Below are 20236 nucleotides of genomic sequence, written 5' to 3' on the forward strand. Positions count from 1 at the left end.
GAGGGGGCGCGCGAGGGGGCGCGTGAAGGGGCGACCGCTCGCACACCGGCGCAGGAGGGCTCAGTCGTCGCCCTCGTCGTCATCGTCCTCCCCGTTCTCCCAGGACCCCGGAGGCTGTTCCTGGTTGGGCTTGTCCGCCTTCTCCGGCGGGTCGCTGCTCGCCTCCGGCGTCGGGCTCGCGGGGGCGGGCGTCGGTTCGGCGGGGGCCCGGGTATCGGGTGCCGCGGGGGAGGGGGTGACATCGGCCACTGTGCCGGCGGTGGGAGTCGTGGCGGTCGCGGGCGCGGACGCGAGGGGGTCGGCGGAGTCGGGGGACGAGGAGGCGGCCGGGCTGCTCGCGGACGGGGACGCGTCGGGTTCCGTGCCCTGCGTCGCGGTCTTGTCGGGCGAGAACCACATCATGCCGGCGAGCATCGCGGCGAGGAACAGCGCCGCCGCGGCCACCGTCGCGGCCAGTCTCCGGTGGTTGCCGAGGCCGTTGCGGGGTGCGGAGCGACGTGAACGCCCGCCCGGTGCCGTGCGAGAACCCGTGGGCAGCGCGTACGTGGCCGGGGCGCCGGTGTCGCCCGCCGCGTACGGTCCCGGCCCGGACGAGGGCGCAGGGGACGCCGCGTACGGTCCCGGCCCGGAGGACGGCACCGGGGACGCCGCCTCCGGCAGCGGCTCGGGCCGCCCCTGCCAGGCGCCGCCGGCGAACCACTCGGCGGCCTGCTGCGCCGTGGGCCGGTCATCGGGCTGCTTGGCGAGCAGGGCGAGGAGGTAGCTCTCGAAGGCCGGAGGCAGACCGGTGACACCGAGCTCGCGGGGCGGTACGGGGGCGTTGTCGAGATGCTGGTGGAGGAGTGCGACGGCGGTGTCGGCCTGGAACGGCGGGCGGCCGCTGAGGAGCTGGTAGAGCACGCACCCCAGGGAGTACATGTCGGAGGCGGGACCCGCCGGTTGGCCCAGGGCGCGTTCGGGCGCGAGGTAGAGGCCGGTGCCGACGATCTGACCGGTGGCGGTGAGCGCGGCGCCCGGGTCGTCGAGGAAGCGCGCGATGCCGAAGTCGCCGATCTTCAGCGTGCCGCCCGCGTCCAGCAGGAGGTTGGCGGGTTTGACGTCCCGGTGCACGATGCCCTGCTGGTGCGCGGCGGCGAGGCCGGCGGCGGCCTGCGCGGCGAGTCCCGCCACCCGCTCGGCCGGGAGCGCGCCGGAGACGGACAGCACCCGGGCGAGGCTGTCGCCCTCGACCAGCTCCATCACCAGGTACAGCCGGTTGTCGTACTCGCCGAAGTCCAGGACCCCGACCACGTTGGGGTGATTGAGACGCCCGGCCGTCTGGGCCTCCAGGCGGAACCGGGACGCCGCCGTGGCGTCGGTGTCCTGAGGCAGCAGCAGCTTGACGGCCACCGCTCTGGCGAGCGTCTCGTCGTACGCACGCCAGACCTCTCCCATTCCGCCGCGCCCGATCTCAACGTCCAGCCGGTAGCGGCCCGCTAGCAGCACTCGTCCTCGTCCTCTGCTCATGGGAAGGTCCTCGCCGCAGGCCGTAACTCCCCGCGTCGGAGCGGAGGTTGGTGGGGGGTACCGCAGCCGACCCAGGATACTGGCGCCGCGTGACCACCGTTCCCCGCCGCGGTGGCGTGGGACGGCACGGTCCCGGAAACCGGGGAGCGGAGGAGCCGCCCGCCGGGGTGATCGTGCGGCGCGCGTGGTTGCCGGGCTTCTTCCCCGTGCCTTCGGGCGCGGGCCGGACCGTCGCTGTCCCTTCCCCGCGCCTCCCCGCGCCTCCGCGCGCCGTCAGGCCGTCGCGCCCGCCCCCCGCGCCCGCTCCTTGCGGCGCGGCAGCAGTGTCACCGCCAGGGCGGGTACGGCCGCGAGGACCAGCCAGGGCACGGCGGCCGGGAGGCCGGTGTCGAGCAGGGAGCCGGTGGCCGCGCTGCCGACGAGGACGATCAGGCCGGAGACGGACGAGAGCGCACCCATGTAGAGACCGATCCGGCCCTCCTCGGCGAGGTCGGGCACCCAGGCGCGGGCGGCGGGCACGACCAGCATCTGCCCCACGGTGAGCAGCACGACGAAACCCGCGGCCGGCAGCAGCCCGGCGGCACCCGTCCAGCCCGCGGGACGCGCCGCGGCCACCACCGCGAAACCGGACGCGATCAGCAGCAGCCCGGCGGTCATGGAGCGGCGCAGGTCGAGCCGGTCGCCCGCCCAGCGAGTCAGGGGCAGCTGAGCGAACACCACCAGGACCGAGGACAGGGCGAACAGCCAGGACAGCGGCGCCTGGGAGCCCGTCGCGCGCTGCACCTCGTCCGGAAGGGCCAGATACAGCTGGTTGTAGGCCAGCAGGTACGTGCCGTACGCACAGCACAGCGCCAGGAAGCGGCGGTTGCGCAGCAGCAGGCGCGCTCCGCCCCGCTGCCGGACGCGGACCCTGCCGGGGATGTGCTGCGGCATCAGCCACAGGTGCCCGGCGAGGACGAGCACGAACACCGCGGCACCGGCGAGGCATGCGGTGCGGAAGTCGACGGCGAGCAGCAGCGCGCCGAGCAGCGGTCCGACGAAGGCCCCGGCCTGGCCCGCCACGCTGAACAGGGCCAGGAGACGGGTGCGTGAGCCGTGCCCTTCCTCCTCCCAGACCACCGCCTGGCGGGCCACCTCGGACTCCACGGCGGGGGAGAACAGGGCGGCGGCGAAGCCGATCACCAGCACGGCGCCGATCACGGTCCAGCTCGCCTCCGCGAACCCGAGCCACGCGAACCCGGCGATCCGCAGTACGCAGCCCGCCAGCACGACCGGGCGTACGCCGTAGCGGTCGACGAGCGAGCCGCCGACCACGAACAGGCCCTGCTGGCTGAAGGTACGCAGGCCGAGGACGAAGCCGACCAGCCAGCCCGCCATGCCTATCGCGGTGCCGAGGTGCTCGGCGAGGAACGGAAGGACGGCGAAGAAGCCGATGTTGAAGGCGAGCTGGGTCACGATCAGCAGCCGCAGCAGCGGGGACAGGTCCTGCCAGAGCCGCCAGGTGCTCTCGCGCGGGGCCTTGGGCGTCCCGTCGCCGGAGGTCTCGCTCTTGGGCGCGCGGACGGCCCGGCGGGTCAGGGCGCGGGATATGAGGCCGGTCATCGTTCTTTCCTCGTCGGGGTGGGCACAGGAGTCATGAGGGCGTCGGGACGGTTCGGCCGGCGCCGTGGGGCGGGGACGAACCGGTCGCCGGGCGGTCCCGCCTGGCTGCCGGCCCGCCGACGCCGCCGGGGCAGCCGTACGCCGCCGGCGGCCGTCACCGCGAGCGCCCCCAGCAGGGCGAGTACGGCCGCCGGGAAGAGGACGGCCCACGGGGCGCGCTCGGCGTACGGCTGGTTCTCGGCGAGCAGCAGGCCCCACTCGGGGGACGGAGGCTGCGCGCCGAGGCCGAGGAAACCGAGCGCGGCGAGGCTCAGCGCGACGCCGGGCAGCCGGAGCAGGGCGTGCCGGGTCACCGGCGGCAGTACGGCGGGCAGCAGTTCGTGCCGGAGCAGGTGCCAGCGCCCGGCGCCGAGCGCGCGGGTGGCGGCCAGGTGCGTGGTCGCGCGCTCCTGACGCAGCAGGGAGGACGTGTGGGCGGCCAGCGGGGACCAGGCCACGACCCCGACGGCGAGGGCGGGCGCCCAGGGGCCACTGCCCGTGACGCCGGTGACGAGGAGCCCGGCCAGGACGGGCGGTACGGCACTGACGGTGTCGACCAGCGGCCCGGACAGCCGCGGCAGCAGCCCCAGCAGCAGCCCGACCGCCAGGGCGGCGGCACTCACCGCGAGCGCCGTGCCGAGGGTGTTCAGCGCGCCGTGGGCGACACGGGCGAGGACGTCCCGGCCCAGCGCGTCCGTCCCGAACGGGTGCCCCGGGGAGGGGGCTTGCAGCCGGGCCAGGGGGTCGAGGGCGAGCGCGTCGCGCGGCAGGCCGAGGCCGATGACCGCGGCGAGCAGCGCCCCGTACAGCAGGGGCAGGGCACGGGGCGGGGGCGGGGCGGGGCGGTGCAGGGAGTGCAGGGCGCCGTCGCGCAGCGCCGGCCCGATCAGCTGCCGGGCCGTCAGCCGGGCGAGGACACCGGCGGTGGCCGCGAGCAGGACCAGGGCGAGCGTGCCGGTCTGAAGGACCGGAAGGTCCTGGGCGAGGGCGGCGTGCAGGGTGAGCCGGCCCAGGCCCGGGATGTCGAAGATCTGCTCGACGGCGACCGATCCGCCGGTCAGACCGACCACGAACAGGCCCAGGTTGGGCAGCAGCCCGGGCACAGAGCGGCGCACCGCCTGCCGCGCCACGGACTTCGGCGGGACACCGCGGGCCGCGGCAGCCAGGGCCCACGGCTCGGCGAACGCGCCGGGCAGCAGGTCGTCCAGCATCCGCCCGAGGACCGCGCCGGCGGGCAGGCCGAGGGCCAGCGAGGGCAGCACCATCCACTGCGGCCCGTACCAGCCCAGGGCCGGCAGCCAGCCCAGCTGCACGCCGATCACCGAGGCGAGCACCGAGGCGACGAGGAACTCGGGCAGCGAGGCCAGCACGGCGGTCGCCGTGCCGCCGGCACCGCGCGTGCCGAGCCGGCCCCGCGAGCCGAGCCGGAGCGTGCGGGCGCACACGGCCGTCGCCGTGACCGCGGCGACGACGAGGGCACCGGACATCAGCAGCAACGAGGCACCGAGCGCCTGCGTGACGGAGGGCAGCACCTGGGCGCCGGACACCCACGACGTGCCGGCGTCCCCGTGCGGCAGCCCGCCCAACCAGCGGCCGAGCAGGACCGACGGGCCGTCGTCCAGCCCGAGTTCGTCGCGGATGGCGCGCAGCGTCTCGGGGGTCGGATCACGGTCCGCCGAGCGGGCCTTGAGCACGGTCAGCGCCGGGTCGGTGCGCGACAGCCACGGCAGCAGGCCGATCGCGCCCACCAGGCCGGCCGTGAGCGCGACCCGCCACAGCAGCTTCGGGCCGCCGCCGCGCGCGAGAACGCGCAGGGCGGCCAGGGCCTTGGTCAGGGGTGTCATCGAGGTGCTCGGCGTCGTCCTCGTGCCGCTCAGGCGAAGGGGATCTCGAAGTGCACCACGCCGCTGCCCCCGCCGGGCACTTCCTCCCGCTCGTCGCACACCACCTTGCCCAGGCTCCGCCACAGGCCCGTCGCGCCGGGCGAGTGCGGGTACGTGTGCAGATACACGGACCGGTAACCACCGTCGGCCCGCGCGAAGTCCAGCAGACCCTCCACCAGCCGCCGGGCCAGCCCCCGCCGCCGGTGCTCGGGGCGCACGTACACCCGCCGGAGCTGTGCGGTCTCGCCCGAGGGGAACCGCTCGGCCAGCCAGCGCGGGTTCGGCGGGTGCGCCGGGCCGCGCGCGTCCAGCGCCGCCGTTGCCGCCACCGTCCCGTCCCGCTCGTCCACGGCGACCAGGAGCGTGTGCCGCGGCGGTGTCACGTAGAAGGACGCGGGATCGATGATGTCGGCGTGCCAGCCGGGCACGTATCCCGTCTGGAAGTCGCGGTACACCGCGTCGAGCATCACCGCCCGAGCCCCGTCGATGTCCTCCGCCGTGGCCGCCCTGATGCTGTAGTCGCGCATTTGCACATCATATGCAATAGCTATGCGGTGAGAGTGCCGAGGTGACGTGGCTCGGCACACACAGCCGGCGGCCGCGCTCAGCTCTCGGCCGGGGTGAGCACCACGAAGTCCGCGCCCGCCGGGTCGACGCAGACCGCCAGCCGGCCGACGCCCTCCGCGTCCTCGGGCCCCATCTGCACGCTGCCGCCGTTCTCGGTGACCTTGGCCACCGCGGCGTCGCAGTCCTCCACGGCGAAGACCGGGTGCCAGTACGGCCGCCCGCTCGCCAGCGAGAGGTCCTCCTTGCCGAGCTCCATGAGGCCGCCGTGCATGCGCTCCTCGGGCAGCCCGGCGGGGGTGATGAGGGTGTACGTGCCCCCGCCGCCCGGCAGCGGCATGTCGCTGAACTGCCAGCCGAACAGGCCGCCGTAGAACTCCTTCGCGCCCGCCGCGTCGCTCGTGTACAGCTCGGTCCATGACAGCGAGCCCGGCTCGTCGACCAGGTCGACGCCCTTGGTCGTGCCCGGCTGCCAGACGGCGAACTGGCCGCCCAGCGGGTCGCTGTACTGCGCCATCCGGCCCCAGTCGTCGAGGTCCATCGGCGCCACCCGGACGGTGCCGCCGGCCTGCTGCACGGCCTCCGTCGTGGCGTCCGCGTCGGGGACGCTGAAGTAGAGCATCCAGGCCGGGCGCGCACCCTCCTCCGTGAGCTTGCCGAGACCGGCGACGATCTTGCCGTCCTTCCGGAACATGCCGCCTTCGAAGTCCTCGCTCTCGCCCATGGACTCGTAGTCCCACCCGAGCACGGCGCCGTAGAAGGCCGCCGCGGCCCGGACGTCCGGAGTGCCGAGGTCGAGCCAGCAGGGGGAACCGGGGGCGAATTCCGTGGTGATCATGGCGGTGCTTCCCTTCCGCAGATTCGGTGTGCCCAGCGTGACACCGGGCACTGACAATCGCCCCTCGGCCGCTGCCCGGTCGGCGGATCAACGGACCTGTGCCCCCGGCCGGTTGCCGGGCCGTGGAATCATCGGGCGCATCGCCCGGCCGGGTGATCGTGGAGCTCTGTGCGGTGAGGGTGGTGGGCGGTGTGGTGGCCGGCTGGGAGTGGGACGACACGCTGTTCGCGGGGACCGCCGCCTACTACGAGCGGGGGCGGCCTCCGTACGCCCCGGGGCTCGCGGACGCGCTCGCGGAGGTCCTGCGGCCCGACGGGGAGGGGCGCCTCGTCGACGTGGGCTGCGGGCCCGGGACCATCGCCCTCAGCCTCGCGCATCTGTTCGGCGAGATCGTCGGCGTGGACCCCGACCGCGGCATGATCGCCGAAGCCGGACGCCGGGCCACCGACCGGGGAGTGGGGGAGAAGGCCCGCTGGGTGAGGGCCCGCGCGGAAACCCTGCCCGCGGGGCTCGGCACGTTCGCCGTCGCCACCTTCGCGCAGTCGTTCCACTGGATGGACCGCGACCTGGTCGCGGCGACCGTCAGGGACATGCTCCAGCCGGGCGGCGCCCTGGTGCACATCGCGGACCTGAAGACGGAACACCGCACCCTCGACGGCCTGCCGCACCCGCCGGTCCCCTACACGGCGGTGGACGAGCTGGTCAAGCGGTACCTGGGACCCGTGCGGCGAGCGGGCCGCGGGGTGCTGCCGCAGGGCACAGCCGGGGGAGAGGCCGAGGTGTTCGCCCGGGCGGGATTCTCCGGTCCCCGGCGTCTGGTCGTCCCCGGCGGGCAGGCGCTGGAGCGGACCGTCGACGATGTCGTCGCCTGGGTGTTCTCCATGTCGTTCTCGGCGCCGCATCTGTTCGAAGGGCGCCGGGACGACTTCGAAGGGGACCTGCGCCGGCTGCTGCGGGAGGCCTCTTCTGTGGGGAGGTTCTCCGAACGCGGGCCGAGCACGGAGGTCTTCGTCTGGAGGAAGGACTCCTCCGGGTGCTGACCGGCAGGCGCCGGGGCGGGGTCAGTGCACCGACATGCCGCCGTCGACGAAGACCGCCTGCCCGGTGATGTAGGCGGACGCGGGGCTCGCCAGGAAGACCGCCACTCCCGCGAAGTCCTCGGCCAGTCCGTTCCGCCCGATCAGCGTGCGTTCGGCGAGGGCGGCCACCTTCTCCGGATCCGACGACAGCCGCGTGTTGAGCGGTGTCATGACGAAGCCGGGCACCAGGACGTTGCAGGTGACGCCGCGCGGCGACCACGCCTCGGCCTGGGACCGCGCCAGTGACTCCAGGCCGCCCTTGGAGGCGCCGTAGGCACCGCTCTGGACGAACGCCCGGTGCGCCTGCTGCGAGCTGATGTGCAGGATCCGGCCGTGGCCGCGCTCCGCCATGCCGGGGCCGAAGCGCTGGCCCAGCAGGAACGGCGCGTCCAGGTTGACGGCCATCGTGAGGTCCCAGACGTCCTCGGTGAGTTCGTCCATCGGCGGACGCACGTTGATCCCGGCGCTGTTGACGAGGATGTCGGGTTCCCCGAACGCCTCGACGGCCCGCTCGGCGGCCGTCCGCACCCCCTCCCGCGTGCTCAGGTCGGCGCTGACCCAGGCGGCGCGGCAGCCCTCGGCCGTCAGCTCCTCGACCGTCGCGACCAGTCCGGCCTCACCGCGTGCCACGACCACCACGCTCGCCCCGGCGCGGGCGAGGGCACGGGTGATGGCGCGGCCGATGCCGGAACTGCCGCCCGTGACCACCGCGACCCGGCCGTGCAGGGAGAACAATTCGGAGAGATAGGCCTGTGTGGCCCGCGTCGCTGGTGTCGTCATGACGAGCACTCTAGAACGGCAGGCCGAAGCAGCGATGTTGGTGGTGCCATCCATGGCGCGAATACCCCTAGGGGGTATATAGTCGGTGTCATGGATCATATGGATCACTCCACTCATGACCACGAAGGGCGCCCCCACGGAACGGCGACCTGGGGGACCGCCGTGAAGGCGACCCTGCACTGTCTGACCGGGTGTGCGATCGGCGAGATTCTCGGCATGGTGATCGGCACCGCGCTGGAGTGGGACAACGTGCCCACGATGGTCCTGGCCATCGGGCTCGCGTTCCTCTTCGGCTACTCGTTCACCCTGTTCGCGGTCCTGCGGGCCGGTCTCGGCCTCGGGGCGGCGATCCGGGTCGCCCTGGCCGCGGACACGGTCTCGATCACCGTGATGGAACTCGTGGACAACGCGATCATCGCCCTCACGCCCGGCGCGATGGACGCCCATCTGACGGACGGCCTGTTCTGGTCCGCGCTCCTGGGCGGTTTCGCGGTGGCCTTCCTGATCACGACGCCGGTCAACAAGTGGATGATCGGCCGGGGCAAGGGGCATGCCGTGGTGCACGCCCACCACTGACCGGGAAGCCGGGATGCCTCCCATGCACCGGCAGTGGTCTGGATCACATGGCGTGGATTGAGTGCCCGGCCCGGGCGTTGTCCGTACCCATGGGTGACGGAGCGGTGCCGGATGCGAGGATGAGGCGCCATGACGGCTGGGTGGTGTGCTCGCACGATACGGGCCGCGGTGTTCGCGGCCGTCTGTGTCGTGCTCGCCGCCCTGGGGCACGTCATGATGTCCGGCGACCACGTGCCCCTCGGGACGCTGTTGGCCGGCTGGGCCTTGATGAGCGTGGTGGGCTGGTGCCTGGCGGGCCGCGAGCGCGGACTCCGGCTGGTCGTCGCCGTCGCCGTGGCCGTCCAGACGGCCCTGCACTCGGCGTTCTCGCTCGCGCCGGCGAACGGCATATCGGGCGGCCCGGCACCCCTGCGCATGGACTCCATGGACATGGGGGCCGACGGTATGGGGGCCATGGGGCACGACATGGGGTCCATGCCGTCGGCCCCCGTGTCCATGTCCGGGCACATGGGGCACGCGAGTCACGCCCCTGACGGTGACTCGTCCCTCGGCATGCTCGCCGCCCACCTGCTCGCCGCCCTGCTGTGCGGCCTGTGGCTGGGACACGGGGAGCGGGCCGTCTTCCGTCTCCTGCGTGCCGTGGGCGGCTGGCTGGCCGCGCCGCTGCGGCTCCTGTTCGCCCTGCCCGCACCGCCGCCCCCGCCCGTGCGCGTACGGCGGTGGTCCTCGGACCGGGCGCCGCGCCTTCTCCTCCTCGTTCACGCGATCACCTCAAGAGGACCACCCGTGAGGGCCGCTGCCGTCTGACGGCAGCCGGTCAGTCCCGGGGCGGCCACTGCTGCGCCCCGGTGCGGTCGTACGCCCGTACGCCCCAGCCCTCACTCACCGGACCGCGCAGCCACGCGCGCGCACGCCCGGCATCCCGTATGTCCGCGTGCGCGTACTCGCCCTGCCGTGGTCCTGGAATCCCGAGAAGGACACCAGGTGATCACTCCTGCCCTGCCCCTTTCGCACGAGAGAAGAGAACGTCCGGCGTCGGCCGACGAGTCGATAACCGCCTGGGCGCTGGCCGCCCGCGGCGGTGACCCGGCCGCCGTCGACCACTTCGTGCGCGCCCTGCACCGCGACGTGATCCGCTACGTCGCCCATCTGTGCGCGGATCCGCAGGCCGTGGACGATCTGGCGCAGGACACGTTCCTGCGGGCGCTGGGCAGCCTGCACCGGTTCGAGGGACGCTCCTCGGCGCGTGCCTGGCTGCTGGCGATCGCCCGGCGCGCGGTGGCCGACAGCCTCCGGTACACCGCCGTACGCCCCCGCCGGGCCGACCTGCCGGACTGGGAGCTGGCGGTCGAACTCGCCCAGCCGCGCGGCCTGCCCGGCTTCGACGACGGCGTGGCGCTGCTGGAGCTGCTGGCCTCACTGCCGGACGAGCGGCGCGAGGCGTTCGTCCTCACGCAGGTGCTCGGTCTGCCGTACGCGGAGGCAGCCGAGCTGAGCGACTGTCCGGTCGGCACCGTCCGCTCCCGCGTGGCCCGCGCCCGGGCGACGCTCATGGCCCTGCTCGCCGAGGCGGAGCAACCGCCACCGGTCGCGTCACCGGCCCTGGCCGCGGCCTGACACGTCCCGGCCCGTGGCGCCCACCGGGTCCGTCCGGTGGGCGCCGGCCCGCCCGCGAGCGATTCACAGGGCAGGGGCGTCGCCGGACAGGAAGTGGAACCCGGGCCGCGGGTGCATCAGGAAGTCGTGGTGCGAGATGTTCCACGCGTAGGCACCCGCAAGCGAGAACACCACCCGGTCCCCGGCCCTGAGATCCCGCACGGGCACCCGGCGGGCCAGCACGTCCTTCGGTGTGCACAGCTGGCCCGCGAGGGTCACCCGACCGCTGTGTGCGGACGGTCGCGGCCAGGGGTGCGGCCAGGTGTCCACCGGCAGGACGGAGCAGGGCTGGTCGTGTCCCTTCGTCGCAGGGGTGCGCAGATGGTGGGTGCCGCCCCGCAGGACGGCGAACTCCTCGCCGTGGCTGTGCTTCACGTCGAGCACCTCCGTGGCGTACCAGCCGCAGTACGCGGTGAGCGCCCGCCCGGGCTCGATCCGCAGCGTCAGCCCCGGGTGGGCCTCGGCGAGCCGGGCCAGGCCCTCGCCGTACGCGGCCCAGTCGAAGCGGCGCTCCGGGCCGGCGTAGTCGACGCCCATGCCGCCCCCGACGTTCACCTCCGCGACCGGCACTCCGAGTCCCGTGGCCCAGCCGACCACGCCCTCCGCCACCGCCAGCAGCTCGGCCGCTTCCAGCCCGCTCGCCAAGTGGGCGTGGACGCCGCGCAGTTCGAGCTGTGGGTACGTCCCGTCGGCGAGGGCCAGGAGCATCGGCTCGGCCCGGGCCGGGTCCATGCCGAAGGGCGTCGGCCGCCCGCCCATCGCCAGTGAGCTCCCCGCCAGTGAGCCGTCGGGCACCGGCAGGTTGACGCGCGGCAGCACCGCGACCCGCCGCCGGGGCACGACGCGGCGTGCCAGCTCGGCCAGCACGCGCAGCTCGTGTTCGCTCTCGACGTGGAACCGCCCGACGCCCAGCTCCAGCGCGGCCGTCACCTCGTCCGGCGTCTTGCCCGGCCCGCCGAACGCCAGCGGCCGGCCCGGCACCGCCTCGGCGACATGGGCGAGTTCACCGCCCGACGCGACCTCGTAGCCGTCGACGCAGGGGCCCAGCGCGGCCAGGATCTCCGGCTCGGGGTTGGCCTTCGCCGCGTAGTACAGCTCGACCCGCCCGGGCAGTGCGGCCCGGACCCGGGCGGCGTGCGCGCGTAGCGCCGCCAGGTCGTAGACGTAGGCCGGCAACCGTGACGGCGGCAGCGACAGCACTCGGTCACGCACCGCGGGCGTCGGGTGGGCGGTGGTCATCGGGAGCTCCTGTTCGCCTCGTGCAGCACGTCCTCGCCGAGCGGCGACGGCAGCCGGACGTATCCCGCCGCCCGGTCCGCCTTGCGCTCCCAGCGGGTGAGCAGGTTGGCCTTGGCGGGCAGCGGCACCCCGGCGAGCAGGGCGGCCAGGCGGGGCGGGCAGCCGTGCCGGCCGGCGTATGACCGCAGCGTGTCGCGCACTCGCGCCCACAGCGCCGGCTCCGCCTCCGGATGCAGGTCGGCGAGGGCCGCGAGCAGCTCGGCGACATGGTTGACCAGCAGGCAGTACACGACGCGGTCCCAGCCGCGCCGCGCGTCGTACGTCATCGGCCCGGCCACCTCGGGCGGCAGCGCGGCCAGCGTCTGTGCGTGCTGCTCGGGCAGCAGCTTGGTGCCCTCCAGGTCCCTGAAGAGGACCTGGGCGGGCCGTCCGGCGTCGTCGACGCAGAGCAACACGTTCTGGAGGTGCGGCTCCAGCACCACGCCGTGGTCGAAGTAGGCGGCAAGGACGGGCGGCAGGAGAAGCTCCAGGTACGCCGACCACCAGTCGAGCGCCGCTGCCGCGTCCGCTCCGGCGAGCAGGCGGGAGACGTGTGCGGTACTGGTCGGGTACTCGTCGGCGACGGCGGCCGCGAGCAAGGGAGTGGTGCCCGGCGCGAGCCGCCGGGACAGGCCCTCGCGGACGATCACGCCGAAGCCCTCCAGCAGGTCGCGGTCCGGTGCGCCGCCGGGCCCGGGCAGGGCGAGCGTGCGGTAGGCCGGCTCGCGGAGCACGGCACTGCCGGGGAAGCGCCCGGCGAGGCCGGACAGCACCGGGGCCAGTGCCCGGGTCAGCGCGACCGCTCCGGACAGTTCGTAACTGCTGTTCTTTCGCAGGCAGTTGGTGATCCGCACGTTCAGGCTGAACTTGAGGAACGTCTCCCCGTCGTACAGCGTGCGCACGGACGCGGTGGCCGCGAAGGGCCGCCCGCCCGGTCCCAGGTCGAGCACGTCACCCCGTTCCAGGGCGGCCCGCAGCAGCGGGTGCTCCCGGAGCGTCTCGTACTGCCAGGGGTGGGCGGGCAGCAGCCGGTAGCCGTCCGGGACGTCCGCGCACTGCCGGTCCAGGACGGCGGTGGCCGACGGTTCGGCGCTCTCCTGCGCGATCAGGTGCTCGCGCACGGCGAGGTGCCGCAGCGGGAAGGAGGCACCCGCTTCGGGCGCGTACGCCGCCCACGAAAGCGGGTCGCCGCTGCGGGCCTTCGGCGTCGGATGAAATCGGTGCCCGAAGAGGAGGGACTGCTCGGAGGCGATGTAGGCGGACCGCGGGTCGTCCGGCATGTCCGAGGCGTGCCCGGTGGCGAGGGCGGCGGCGACGGCCGCGTGGCTGGAGGCGACCTGCTCCAGGAACTCCTCGTTGCGCACCCCGGTGCGCAGTGACAGCTCGTCGCACGTGTACGCGGCGAGTCGCCGCCAGTCCACGAACCTCCGGCCGCCGTCCCGTTCCTCGCACACCGGGCCGGTGAACCGGTGCGCGCCGAGCAGCGACGTCCGGCGCAGGGCGACCCGCAGCAGCACCCCGCGGCGGGGCAGCCGCAGCAGCAGGTGCCCCTCGGCGACGACGGTCTGGCGCTCGGGCCCCGACACCTCGCGCAGCAGGCAGTTCAGCAGGGTGTGCGCCACCACGTCGTCGGCGGTGGGCAGGGAGACCGGGGCGGCGGCGGTGGTGCCGGGCGATTCGGTCAGCGAGGGCATGGCGGGCTCCAGCGGGGTGCGCGGGTTCGATGCGGGGACGAGGTCGGTGAGGGGGACGAGGACGGCGGCACCGGTGCGGCTGCGGCTCACGGCTGTCATGACGTGCTCCGGGAGGGCAGCAGGTAATTGGGGCCGGTGGTGTAGTGCTTGTTGATGTCGGCGGCGCCCGACCGCTGCTTGCTCAGCAGCGTTCCGGCCGTGACCATCGCCTTCACGGGCAGCTCCGGCGCGTCGAGCACCCGGGCGCGCAGGACGTCCCCCGCCTCGCCCCCGAGCCGTGCCACGGCCTCGGCCAGCCGTTCACGCACCAGCCGCAGCAGCACCGGCAGCGGGGCGCGCCGGTGCCGGGCGAGGCCGAACGCGTAGGCGCCCGCGCACAGATGGACGGTGATCGTGGTGAACAGGTCGGCCACCGGCCCGTCGTCCGTGCCGAGGACCCGCGCGTCGTCGAACTCCCACGCCCCGGGCAGCCGGGCGCGCAGCCGGGCGCGCAGCCGCCGCGTGTTCACGCGTGGCCCGTCGTTGTCCTTGAACAGCAGCCGGAGGCTGCCCGGCCGCAGGACCAGTGAGACGTTCTGCTGGTGCGACTCCAGCGCGACGCCGTACCCGAACAGTGTGGTCTGCCAGTCGAACAGCAGGGTCAGGCAGGCGTCGAGCAGCGCGAGCGGGTCGCCGCCGTGGAAGCGGTCGGCGAGATGGTCGATGACCAGCCGCCCGTCCGGCGCCTCGGCGAGCAGCGCCGCCATCGGTACGACGACCGAGTCCGCGAGACCGGCGGGGTAGCGGCGGCACAGCACGGCCAGCAGTTCGTGACCCGCGTGGGCGTACGTCGTCTCGTCGGCGTGCAGGATCGTGTCCCGGAAACGCGGCTCGCGGGCGACGATCCGCTGGACCAGCCGTTGCCCGACGGCCCCGTCGACGAGCGTGCCGGGCTTGACGGACCGCTTGTTGCGCAGCCCCAATGACGAGGTCGCCAGGGGAAGTTTGAGATGCAGCGCCGGATCCGCCGCCGTGGCCACCGTGCGCATCGACAGGGTCGGTACGACGTCGAGGCCGCCGCGCTCGGCCAGTACCGCTCGCCCGCGCAGGCCGGTCGCCCGTAACGCCTCGTCGAGCGGAGGGCCGACGGTCAGCGGGTGCACCGGCAGGGCGAGGTGCGTGCCCTCCAGCCCGGCCAGACCGAGCCGCGCGGGCGTGGGCCACGACTCCGGGAGAGTGCCCGCCACATGGACCGCGTCCCGGGGCACGGCGAGCCAGCGCAGCCGGAACCGTGGATGGAACTCGGGTGCGTACGACCGCAGTTGCTCCTCCGCCAGTCCCGCCCGGCCGCGCCCGGTCGGGTACACCGGATGGTCCTGCCGGGCGGCGAGCGCGTCGAAGGCCAGACCGGCGTCCAGGCCCGTCCAGCACGCTGGGTCGGCCCCGTGGCGGGAGATCAGCTCTGCCGCGATGCCAGCGCGCGTGTCGGCGTGCAGCCGCAGTGTGGCCAGTGTCTGCCTGCACTCCTCGGCGAAGGCGTCGAAGCCGGCCCGGTCCTCGGGCTCGGCGAGCGCCCGCAGCACGCCCAGCACGTCGCCGTACGACGTCAGCTCGGCGCCGTCCGACGCGCGGCGCAGGAGCGGCAGCCGCGCGGCGTACGCGCACTGGAAACCGTCCTCGGCGACGGGCAGCAGCAGCGCGTCGGACCCGGCGGCGCGCCGCAGCCAGGGTCCGTCCGGGCGGTGGACGAGGGTGCTCCGGGAGCGCAGTCCGACGACGTCCTCGCGCAGGAGGGCGCTCAGCACCCGGGTGAGAAGCCCGGCCGCGCAGGTGTCCGGCGGGGGCGGCGATACGGTCACGCCTGGATCTCCCAGCGGCAGGCGGCCAGGAAATCGGCCGCCACACGGTTGACGGTCTCCTGGTCGGTGCCGGTGGCCCGCAGGACGCCCAAGTAGTCCCGGTTGGTGCGGTACAGCCCGTGTCGCTCGCCCACGGCCCGCAGCGGACGGTACGTCAGACGCACACCGTCGACGGTGAGGTCGGCGGCGTCCGGGGCGTCGGTCAGGGTTCCGGCCCGGTCGGCGCACGGGTATTCCACGAGGGCGGCGCCGTCGCGGCGGGCACCCAGGTCGGCGGGGAGCGGTTCGCCCAGGTGCGTGCCGAGGACGAGCTCGAACAGCGGGATGCCGAGGAGCCGGGCGAGCAGCAGGTCGCACTGGTCGCCGATGGCCCGGTAGTTCACCTCGATGATCCGTGCCCGGCCCTCGTGCACCACGAACTCGGTGTGACAGGCGCCGAATCCGACGCCGAGCGCGTCGAGTTGACCGAGGACCTGCGTCACGACCGGCTCGGGGTGGGCCGGGACGAAGGTGAGGCGTTCCTCGACGAAGTGCGGCGGCGGGGACAGTTCGGTGCGGAAGCCGCCCAGGACGTGGCGGACGCGGCCGTCGCCCAGGGTCTCCAGCGTGTGCAGCTCGCCGGGGAGGTACTCCTCGACCACCAGGGTGGTGCGGGGACGGCGGTCCAGGATCTCCTTGACGCGGGTCACCAGGTCCTCCGGGCCGTCGACGAGGACCACGTCCTCGCTGGCCACGCCCTCGCGGGGCTTGACGACACACGGGTAGGGCGCGTCGAGCGGGGCCGGTTCGGTGAGTTCGGCCGACCAGACGGTGTCCACTCCGGCGGCGGCCAGCCTGCGGCGCATCTCCGCCTTGTCCTTGCAGCGCAGGGCGGCGCGCCAGTCCTTGCCCGGCAGGCCGAAGTAGGCGGCGGCCAGGGCGGCCTGGGTCTGGAGGTGGTCGCTGTTGGTGAAGACCGCGTCGGGACGGTGACGGCCCGACACGCGCGCCACGACGGCCCGGAAGTCCCGCACGTCACACTCCAGAACCTCGATGTCCGGGCAGGTTCTCCGGTGTGGGCCGGGCTGGTCGGTGAGAACGGTGACGTCCAGGCCCAGCCGGGCGGCGGCGGGCAGGAAACCCTCGGTGACGGAGTCGGTCGGGTTCAGGGCGAGAAGGTACAGGCGCATGGCGGTCTTCCGGGAGGGGGCGGGGTCGAACGGCGTGCCGCGGGACCCCTGTGACAAGGACGGCCCTTGATCGGCGGACGTTCACCAGCACGCCGACGATCTTGTACCTTAGGTTAGCCTTACCTATCCAACCACGGGTTGCAACTGCCCGTAGGAGTGATCGATGCGCACTGTCCTGGAGTCACCGCCGGCCCTCGCCTCCGTCCTCACCGCCGCCTACCGGCGACTGACCGGCGTCTGCGAGGCGCTGGACGTCGAGGTCGCGGACCCCCGGACGGCTGCCGGCCAACACGTGCTGTCGGCCGATGAACTGGCATCGAATCAGCAATCCCTCGACGCCTTCGTGGAAGCCGAGGCGACCCGCATCCGCACGCGCCACGGGCACACCCCGCGGCCCCACGTCGCCGCCTCACGCGCCCTGCACGACTACGCCTGGTCGATCGCCCTGCTGATGAGCGGCGTGTGGTACCTGGAGCGCCGCGTGCCCCGCGTACGCCCCCAGTCGGTGGGCGTGGACCTCGCGACCGGGACGTACGCGATCACGCCCGAGCCCCGCGTCGCCTGTCTGCCGGGCGACCCCGTCGCCACGCTGCCCGGGGCGGTCACCGTCGCGGACGAGGAGGCCCTGCGCGCCGAGCTGCGCGCCGCGGTCGCGGACCACATGCGCCCGCTGCTCACCGCCCTCGGCCCCGCCGTACGCCGAGGCCCGCGCGCCCTGTGGGGCATGGTCGGCGACGATCTCGTCTCCGGGATCTGGTACCTGGGCCGCACCCTCGGCCGCGAGGACGACGCCGTACGCGCCGTCACCGCATTGCTCCCCGAACCCGTCAGTCCCTACCCCGCCGGAGCGGACTTCCGCCTCCTGGCCGGCACCGACGGCCGCCACCATCCGACCCGCACCCGCACGGGCTGCTGCCTCTACTACGCCATCCGCCCCGACGAGGCCTGCGCCACCTGCCCCCGCACCTGCGACGCGGAACGACTGCGCCGACTGGAGTCCTGACGAGTCGTCAGCCTCGCGACTCCACCTCACGCCAGAACGCGTCGACCCGGGCGTTGAACACGTCCGGCACCTCCTGGAAGGGCTGATGGGCCTCCCCGGGCAGTACTTCGAACTCGGCGTCCGGGATGCTGTCCGCGACCACGCGGCCGAGGCGCGGCGGCGTGGCGAGGTCGAGTTCGCCGGCGAGGACGAGGGCCGGCGCGGTGATCCGGCCGAGACGGTCGAGCGCGTCGTGGTCGGTGAACGCCGCGAGCTGGCGCTGGAAGTTCTCGACGGACTGCGGGTGTTCGAAGGCGAGCGCCTCCTCGACGAACCTGTCGACCATGCCGTCGGCGTGGGCGCGGGGCGTGTAGATCCACAGGAAGAACGCCTCGAGCATGGCGCGTTCGTCCGGGGCGTGCTCGACCATCCAGTGCCAGTAGCGCGTCATGGAGCGGAAGTAGGGGTCCGGGCGAGCCATCGTGCTCATGAGGACGAGACTGCGGACCACGCCGGGATGGCGGAGCGCCAGCTCCTGGGCGATGAAGCTGCCCCCGGAGAAACCGGCGATGTGGGCGGCCGGTACCTGGAGCGCCCGGAGCAGTGCCGAAGCGTCGCCGGCCATCCGCGCCAGAGAGAGCGGTCCCTCGGGCAGTGGCGTACGCCCGGCGCCACGGTTGTCGAAGGCCGTGAGCCGGTAGCGGTCCGCGAGCCCGTCGAGCTGCGGCTGCCAGGCCTCGGCCGGGTCCCCCAGCCCCGAGATGAGCAGGACGTCCGGTCCCTGACCCCGTCGTTCGACCCAGAGCTCCACACCGTCGGCGTCGATGACTTGTCCCATGGTCGGCCTCCTGGAACGAGGACTCGTGGTCGTCACTCCTGCGCCGGCGCGATGTTCTGGTTGGCGTGGAACAGGTTGTCCGGGTCGTACGTCCGCTTGACCCGGGCGAGCCTGTCGTAGTGGTCACGGTATGTCGCCCGGACCCGTTCCTGGCCCTCTCCCGTGCCCATGAAGTTCACGTATGAGCCGCCCATGGAGTACGGGTGCAGCTCTTCCTGGTAGCCGACGCACCACTGCCTGATGATCCCGGCGTTGGCCGGATCGGGATCGACACCCGCGAAGACGCCGGACCAGACGGCGTCCCGGTAGCTCCACGCGGTGTCGTCCGGGCCCACCCGGTGGGCGGCTCCGTCGACGGGGTAGAGGTGCATCAGCGAGAGCTGCGTCGGATTGTTCTCGCCGTACTTGAGGTGGACGTCCAGGGCGGCGTCGGGGATGTGGTCGAAGAAGTCGCCGCGCCAGTACCACTGGTAGCCGGTCGGGATCAGTTCGTCGAACAGGCCCTGCAGCGCGACATAGGGCATCGGTGACGCGAAGTGGAAGGCCGGCGAGCCGGGCTCCTGGACCACGGAGAGAGCCTCGTCGAGCCGGTCGGGATCGCCGGTGTGGCACCACACGATGCCGCACACCTTCTGCCTGTGGATCTCCTCGGGGAAGGGTGGTCCGGGCGGGACGACGAAGACGGTGAAGAACCCGTACACGTCCTCCGGCGCCTGGGGGAGGAACTCGCGGTACCACGTCAGCACTTCGCGGGTGTGCTCGACCGGCCAGACGGTCACCCCGCCCCCGACCGTGTCCACCGGGTGGAGCCGGTAGGTGAGGGACGTAGCGATGCCGAAGTTGCCGCCGCCACCACGCAACGCCCAGAACAGATCCGGGTGTTCGGTCGCGTTCGCGGTGACGAAGCTGCCGTCGGCCAGCACGACGTCCGCGCTGATCAGATTGTCCGCGGTCAGGCCGTACTTGCGGGTGAGATAACCGTGTCCGCCGCCGAGGGTCAGGCCTGCGACGCCCGTCATGGAGATGATGCCCGTGGGAGTGGCGAGGCCGAAGGCGTGCGTGGCGTGGTCCAGGTCGCCGAGCTGGCTTCCCCCGCCGGCCTGCGCGGTCTTCGCGGCCGGGTCGACGCGCACCCCGCGCATGGGCGAGAGGTCGATGGTCACGCCGTCGTCCACCAGGCACAGGCCCGGGCCGCTGTGCCCGCCGCCCCGTACGGCGAGTTCCAGACCGTGCTCGCGGACGAAGGTCACCGCGGCCATGACGTCCGCGGCGTCCGCGCACCGGACGATCGCGGCGGGGCGTTTGTCGATCATCGCGTTGTAGATCTTGCGGGCCTGGTCGTACTCGGCGTCCCGCGGGCCTATGACCGGCCCCCGCAATGTCGTCCGCATGTCTTCCAGAGTGGCGCTGTGCATGACGATCTCCTCGCGACGCCCGACCGTGCTCACATGACCAGCCTCGCGCCGACGGCAGGGCGACGCATGTCCGGCGGCGTACCGCTCGCGGGCGCGATCATGCTGGTCGGCCGCCAGGCTGGTGGGCGGCGCGCCCCTCCACCTGCGCACGTACGACGACTGCCCTGTCGCCGAAGAACGAGAAGCCCATGCCTGGCCCCCGCCGCGTCCGCCACTTCAGCACGACGCTCGGCGCCGCCGGCGCCCTGCCGTGCTCCTGGTGCACGGCTGGGGCGGGGACGGCCGTGAGCGGTCCCCGCACGCCGAGGCCCTGGCCGGACACTTCCCGGTGATCGTGCCCCACCTGCCAGGGCACGGCTGCTCGGAGGTACGGGACGAGGGCAACACACCCGCCGGGATGGCGGACGACCTGGCCGCGCTGCTCGACACCCTCGGCCCCGCCGGAGCCATCGCCCTCGACTCGGCGGAATCCACGGCCCCGTAGCGGTTGCCGCCGATC

The 20236-nt window shown here is 73.7% G+C and carries 18 protein-coding genes; 6 read left to right on the top strand and 12 right to left on the bottom strand.

Features of this window, described 5'->3' with window-relative positions:
- Nucleotides 1-60: 60 nt before the first annotated feature.
- The 5 genes from ABFX81_RS06340 to ABFX81_RS06360 form a co-directional block, all read right to left on the bottom strand.
- Nucleotides 61-1506 carry a serine/threonine-protein kinase gene (locus ABFX81_RS06340; RefSeq protein WP_487222172.1) on the bottom strand — a complete coding sequence of 482 codons (1446 nt, stop codon included), beginning with the start codon at nt 1504-1506 and terminating at the stop codon, nt 61-63.
- 273 nt (nt 1507-1779) lie between these two features.
- Nucleotides 1780-3108: an MDR family MFS transporter gene (locus ABFX81_RS06345; protein WP_346137731.1), complete on the bottom strand. Its 1329-nt coding sequence runs from the start codon at nt 3106-3108 to the stop codon at nt 1780-1782.
- On the bottom strand, nt 3105-4991 hold the full coding sequence (locus ABFX81_RS06350) for an ABC transporter permease subunit (RefSeq protein WP_346137732.1): 1887 nt from the start codon (nt 4989-4991) through the stop codon (nt 3105-3107). Before ABFX81_RS06350 ends, ABFX81_RS06345 begins: the two co-directional genes overlap by 4 nt.
- A 29-nt stretch (nt 4992-5020) precedes the next feature.
- Nucleotides 5021-5557, bottom strand: a complete 537-nt coding sequence (locus ABFX81_RS06355) for a GNAT family N-acetyltransferase (protein WP_086852578.1) — start codon at nt 5555-5557, stop codon at nt 5021-5023.
- Nucleotides 5558-5634: 77 nt separating this feature from the next.
- Nucleotides 5635-6432 carry a VOC family protein gene (locus ABFX81_RS06360; protein WP_086852580.1) on the bottom strand — a complete coding sequence of 266 codons (798 nt, stop codon included), beginning with the start codon at nt 6430-6432 and terminating at the stop codon, nt 5635-5637.
- Nucleotides 6433-6623: 191 nt separating this feature from the next.
- On the opposite strand from ABFX81_RS06360, the gene ABFX81_RS06365 reads away from it, so the two are divergent.
- On the top strand, nt 6624-7472 hold the full coding sequence (locus tag ABFX81_RS06365) for a methyltransferase domain-containing protein (protein ID WP_086852591.1): 849 nt from the start codon (nt 6624-6626) through the stop codon (nt 7470-7472).
- A 21-nt stretch (nt 7473-7493) separates the two neighbouring features.
- On the opposite strand, the gene ABFX81_RS06370 is transcribed toward ABFX81_RS06365, so the two are convergent.
- A complete protein-coding gene (locus ABFX81_RS06370) occupies nt 7494-8291 on the bottom strand; it encodes an SDR family oxidoreductase (protein ID WP_086852581.1) in 798 nt (265 codons plus the stop codon).
- A 99-nt stretch (nt 8292-8390) separates the two neighbouring features.
- On the opposite strand from ABFX81_RS06370, the gene ABFX81_RS06375 reads away from it, so the two are divergent.
- The 3 genes from ABFX81_RS06375 (at nt 8391) to ABFX81_RS06385 (ending at nt 10484) form a co-directional block, all read left to right on the top strand.
- On the top strand, nt 8391-8867 hold the full coding sequence (locus tag ABFX81_RS06375) for a DUF4396 domain-containing protein (protein WP_346137781.1): 477 nt from the start codon (nt 8391-8393) through the stop codon (nt 8865-8867).
- Nucleotides 8868-8996: 129 nt separating this feature from the next.
- Nucleotides 8997-9674, top strand: a complete 678-nt coding sequence (locus ABFX81_RS06380) for a hypothetical protein (protein WP_086852585.1) — start codon at nt 8997-8999, stop codon at nt 9672-9674.
- A 177-nt stretch (nt 9675-9851) separates the two neighbouring features.
- Complete coding sequence (locus tag ABFX81_RS06385) at nt 9852-10484, top strand: sigma-70 family RNA polymerase sigma factor (protein ID WP_086852587.1); 633 nt, start codon at nt 9852-9854, stop codon at nt 10482-10484.
- Between the two features lie 63 nt (nt 10485-10547).
- Here the strand turns inward: ABFX81_RS06385 and ABFX81_RS06390 are convergent, their stop codons facing one another.
- The 4 genes from ABFX81_RS06390 to ABFX81_RS06405 all read right to left on the bottom strand — a co-directional run bounded on the left by ABFX81_RS06390 (nt 10548) and on the right by ABFX81_RS06405 (nt 16502).
- Nucleotides 10548-11762 (bottom strand): type III PLP-dependent enzyme domain-containing protein, encoded by a 1215-nt coding sequence (locus tag ABFX81_RS06390; protein ID WP_086852589.1) that lies wholly within the window; start codon nt 11760-11762, stop codon nt 10548-10550.
- Complete coding sequence (locus tag ABFX81_RS06395; protein WP_346137782.1) at nt 11759-13495, bottom strand: IucA/IucC family protein; 1737 nt, start codon at nt 13493-13495, stop codon at nt 11759-11761. The genes ABFX81_RS06390 and ABFX81_RS06395 overlap by 4 nt, the downstream gene beginning before the upstream one ends.
- Nucleotides 13496-13590: 95 nt before the next feature.
- Entirely contained in the window at nt 13591-15333 is a 1743-nt protein-coding gene (locus ABFX81_RS06400; RefSeq protein WP_346137733.1) for an IucA/IucC family protein, read from the bottom strand.
- Nucleotides 15330-16502, bottom strand: coding sequence for an ATP-grasp domain-containing protein (locus tag ABFX81_RS06405; protein ID WP_086854529.1), 1173 nt, complete (start codon nt 16500-16502; stop codon nt 15330-15332). Before ABFX81_RS06405 ends, ABFX81_RS06400 begins: the two co-directional genes overlap by 4 nt.
- Before the next feature lie 163 nt (nt 16503-16665).
- On the opposite strand from ABFX81_RS06405, the gene ABFX81_RS06410 reads away from it, so the two are divergent.
- Nucleotides 16666-17505 carry a (2Fe-2S)-binding protein gene (locus ABFX81_RS06410; protein ID WP_086854528.1) on the top strand — a complete coding sequence of 280 codons (840 nt, stop codon included), beginning with the start codon at nt 16666-16668 and terminating at the stop codon, nt 17503-17505.
- A 7-nt stretch (nt 17506-17512) separates the two neighbouring features.
- Here the strand turns inward: ABFX81_RS06410 and ABFX81_RS06415 are convergent, their stop codons facing one another.
- Nucleotides 17513-18322 (bottom strand): alpha/beta fold hydrolase, encoded by an 810-nt coding sequence (locus ABFX81_RS06415; protein WP_086854527.1) that lies wholly within the window; start codon nt 18320-18322, stop codon nt 17513-17515.
- 32 nt (nt 18323-18354) lie between these two features.
- A complete protein-coding gene (locus ABFX81_RS06420) occupies nt 18355-19737 on the bottom strand; it encodes an FAD-binding protein (RefSeq protein WP_086854526.1) in 1383 nt (460 codons plus the stop codon).
- Between the two features lie 250 nt (nt 19738-19987).
- On the opposite strand from ABFX81_RS06420, the gene ABFX81_RS06425 reads away from it, so the two are divergent.
- Nucleotides 19988-20221: an alpha/beta fold hydrolase gene (locus ABFX81_RS06425; protein ID WP_346137734.1), complete on the top strand. Its 234-nt coding sequence runs from the start codon at nt 19988-19990 to the stop codon at nt 20219-20221.
- The last annotated feature ends 15 nt before the right edge of the window (nt 20222-20236 follow it).

It is taken from the genome of Streptomyces coeruleofuscus (genome assembly GCF_039532725.1).
Classification (GTDB): domain Bacteria; phylum Actinomycetota; class Actinomycetes; order Streptomycetales; family Streptomycetaceae; genus Streptomyces; species Streptomyces coeruleofuscus.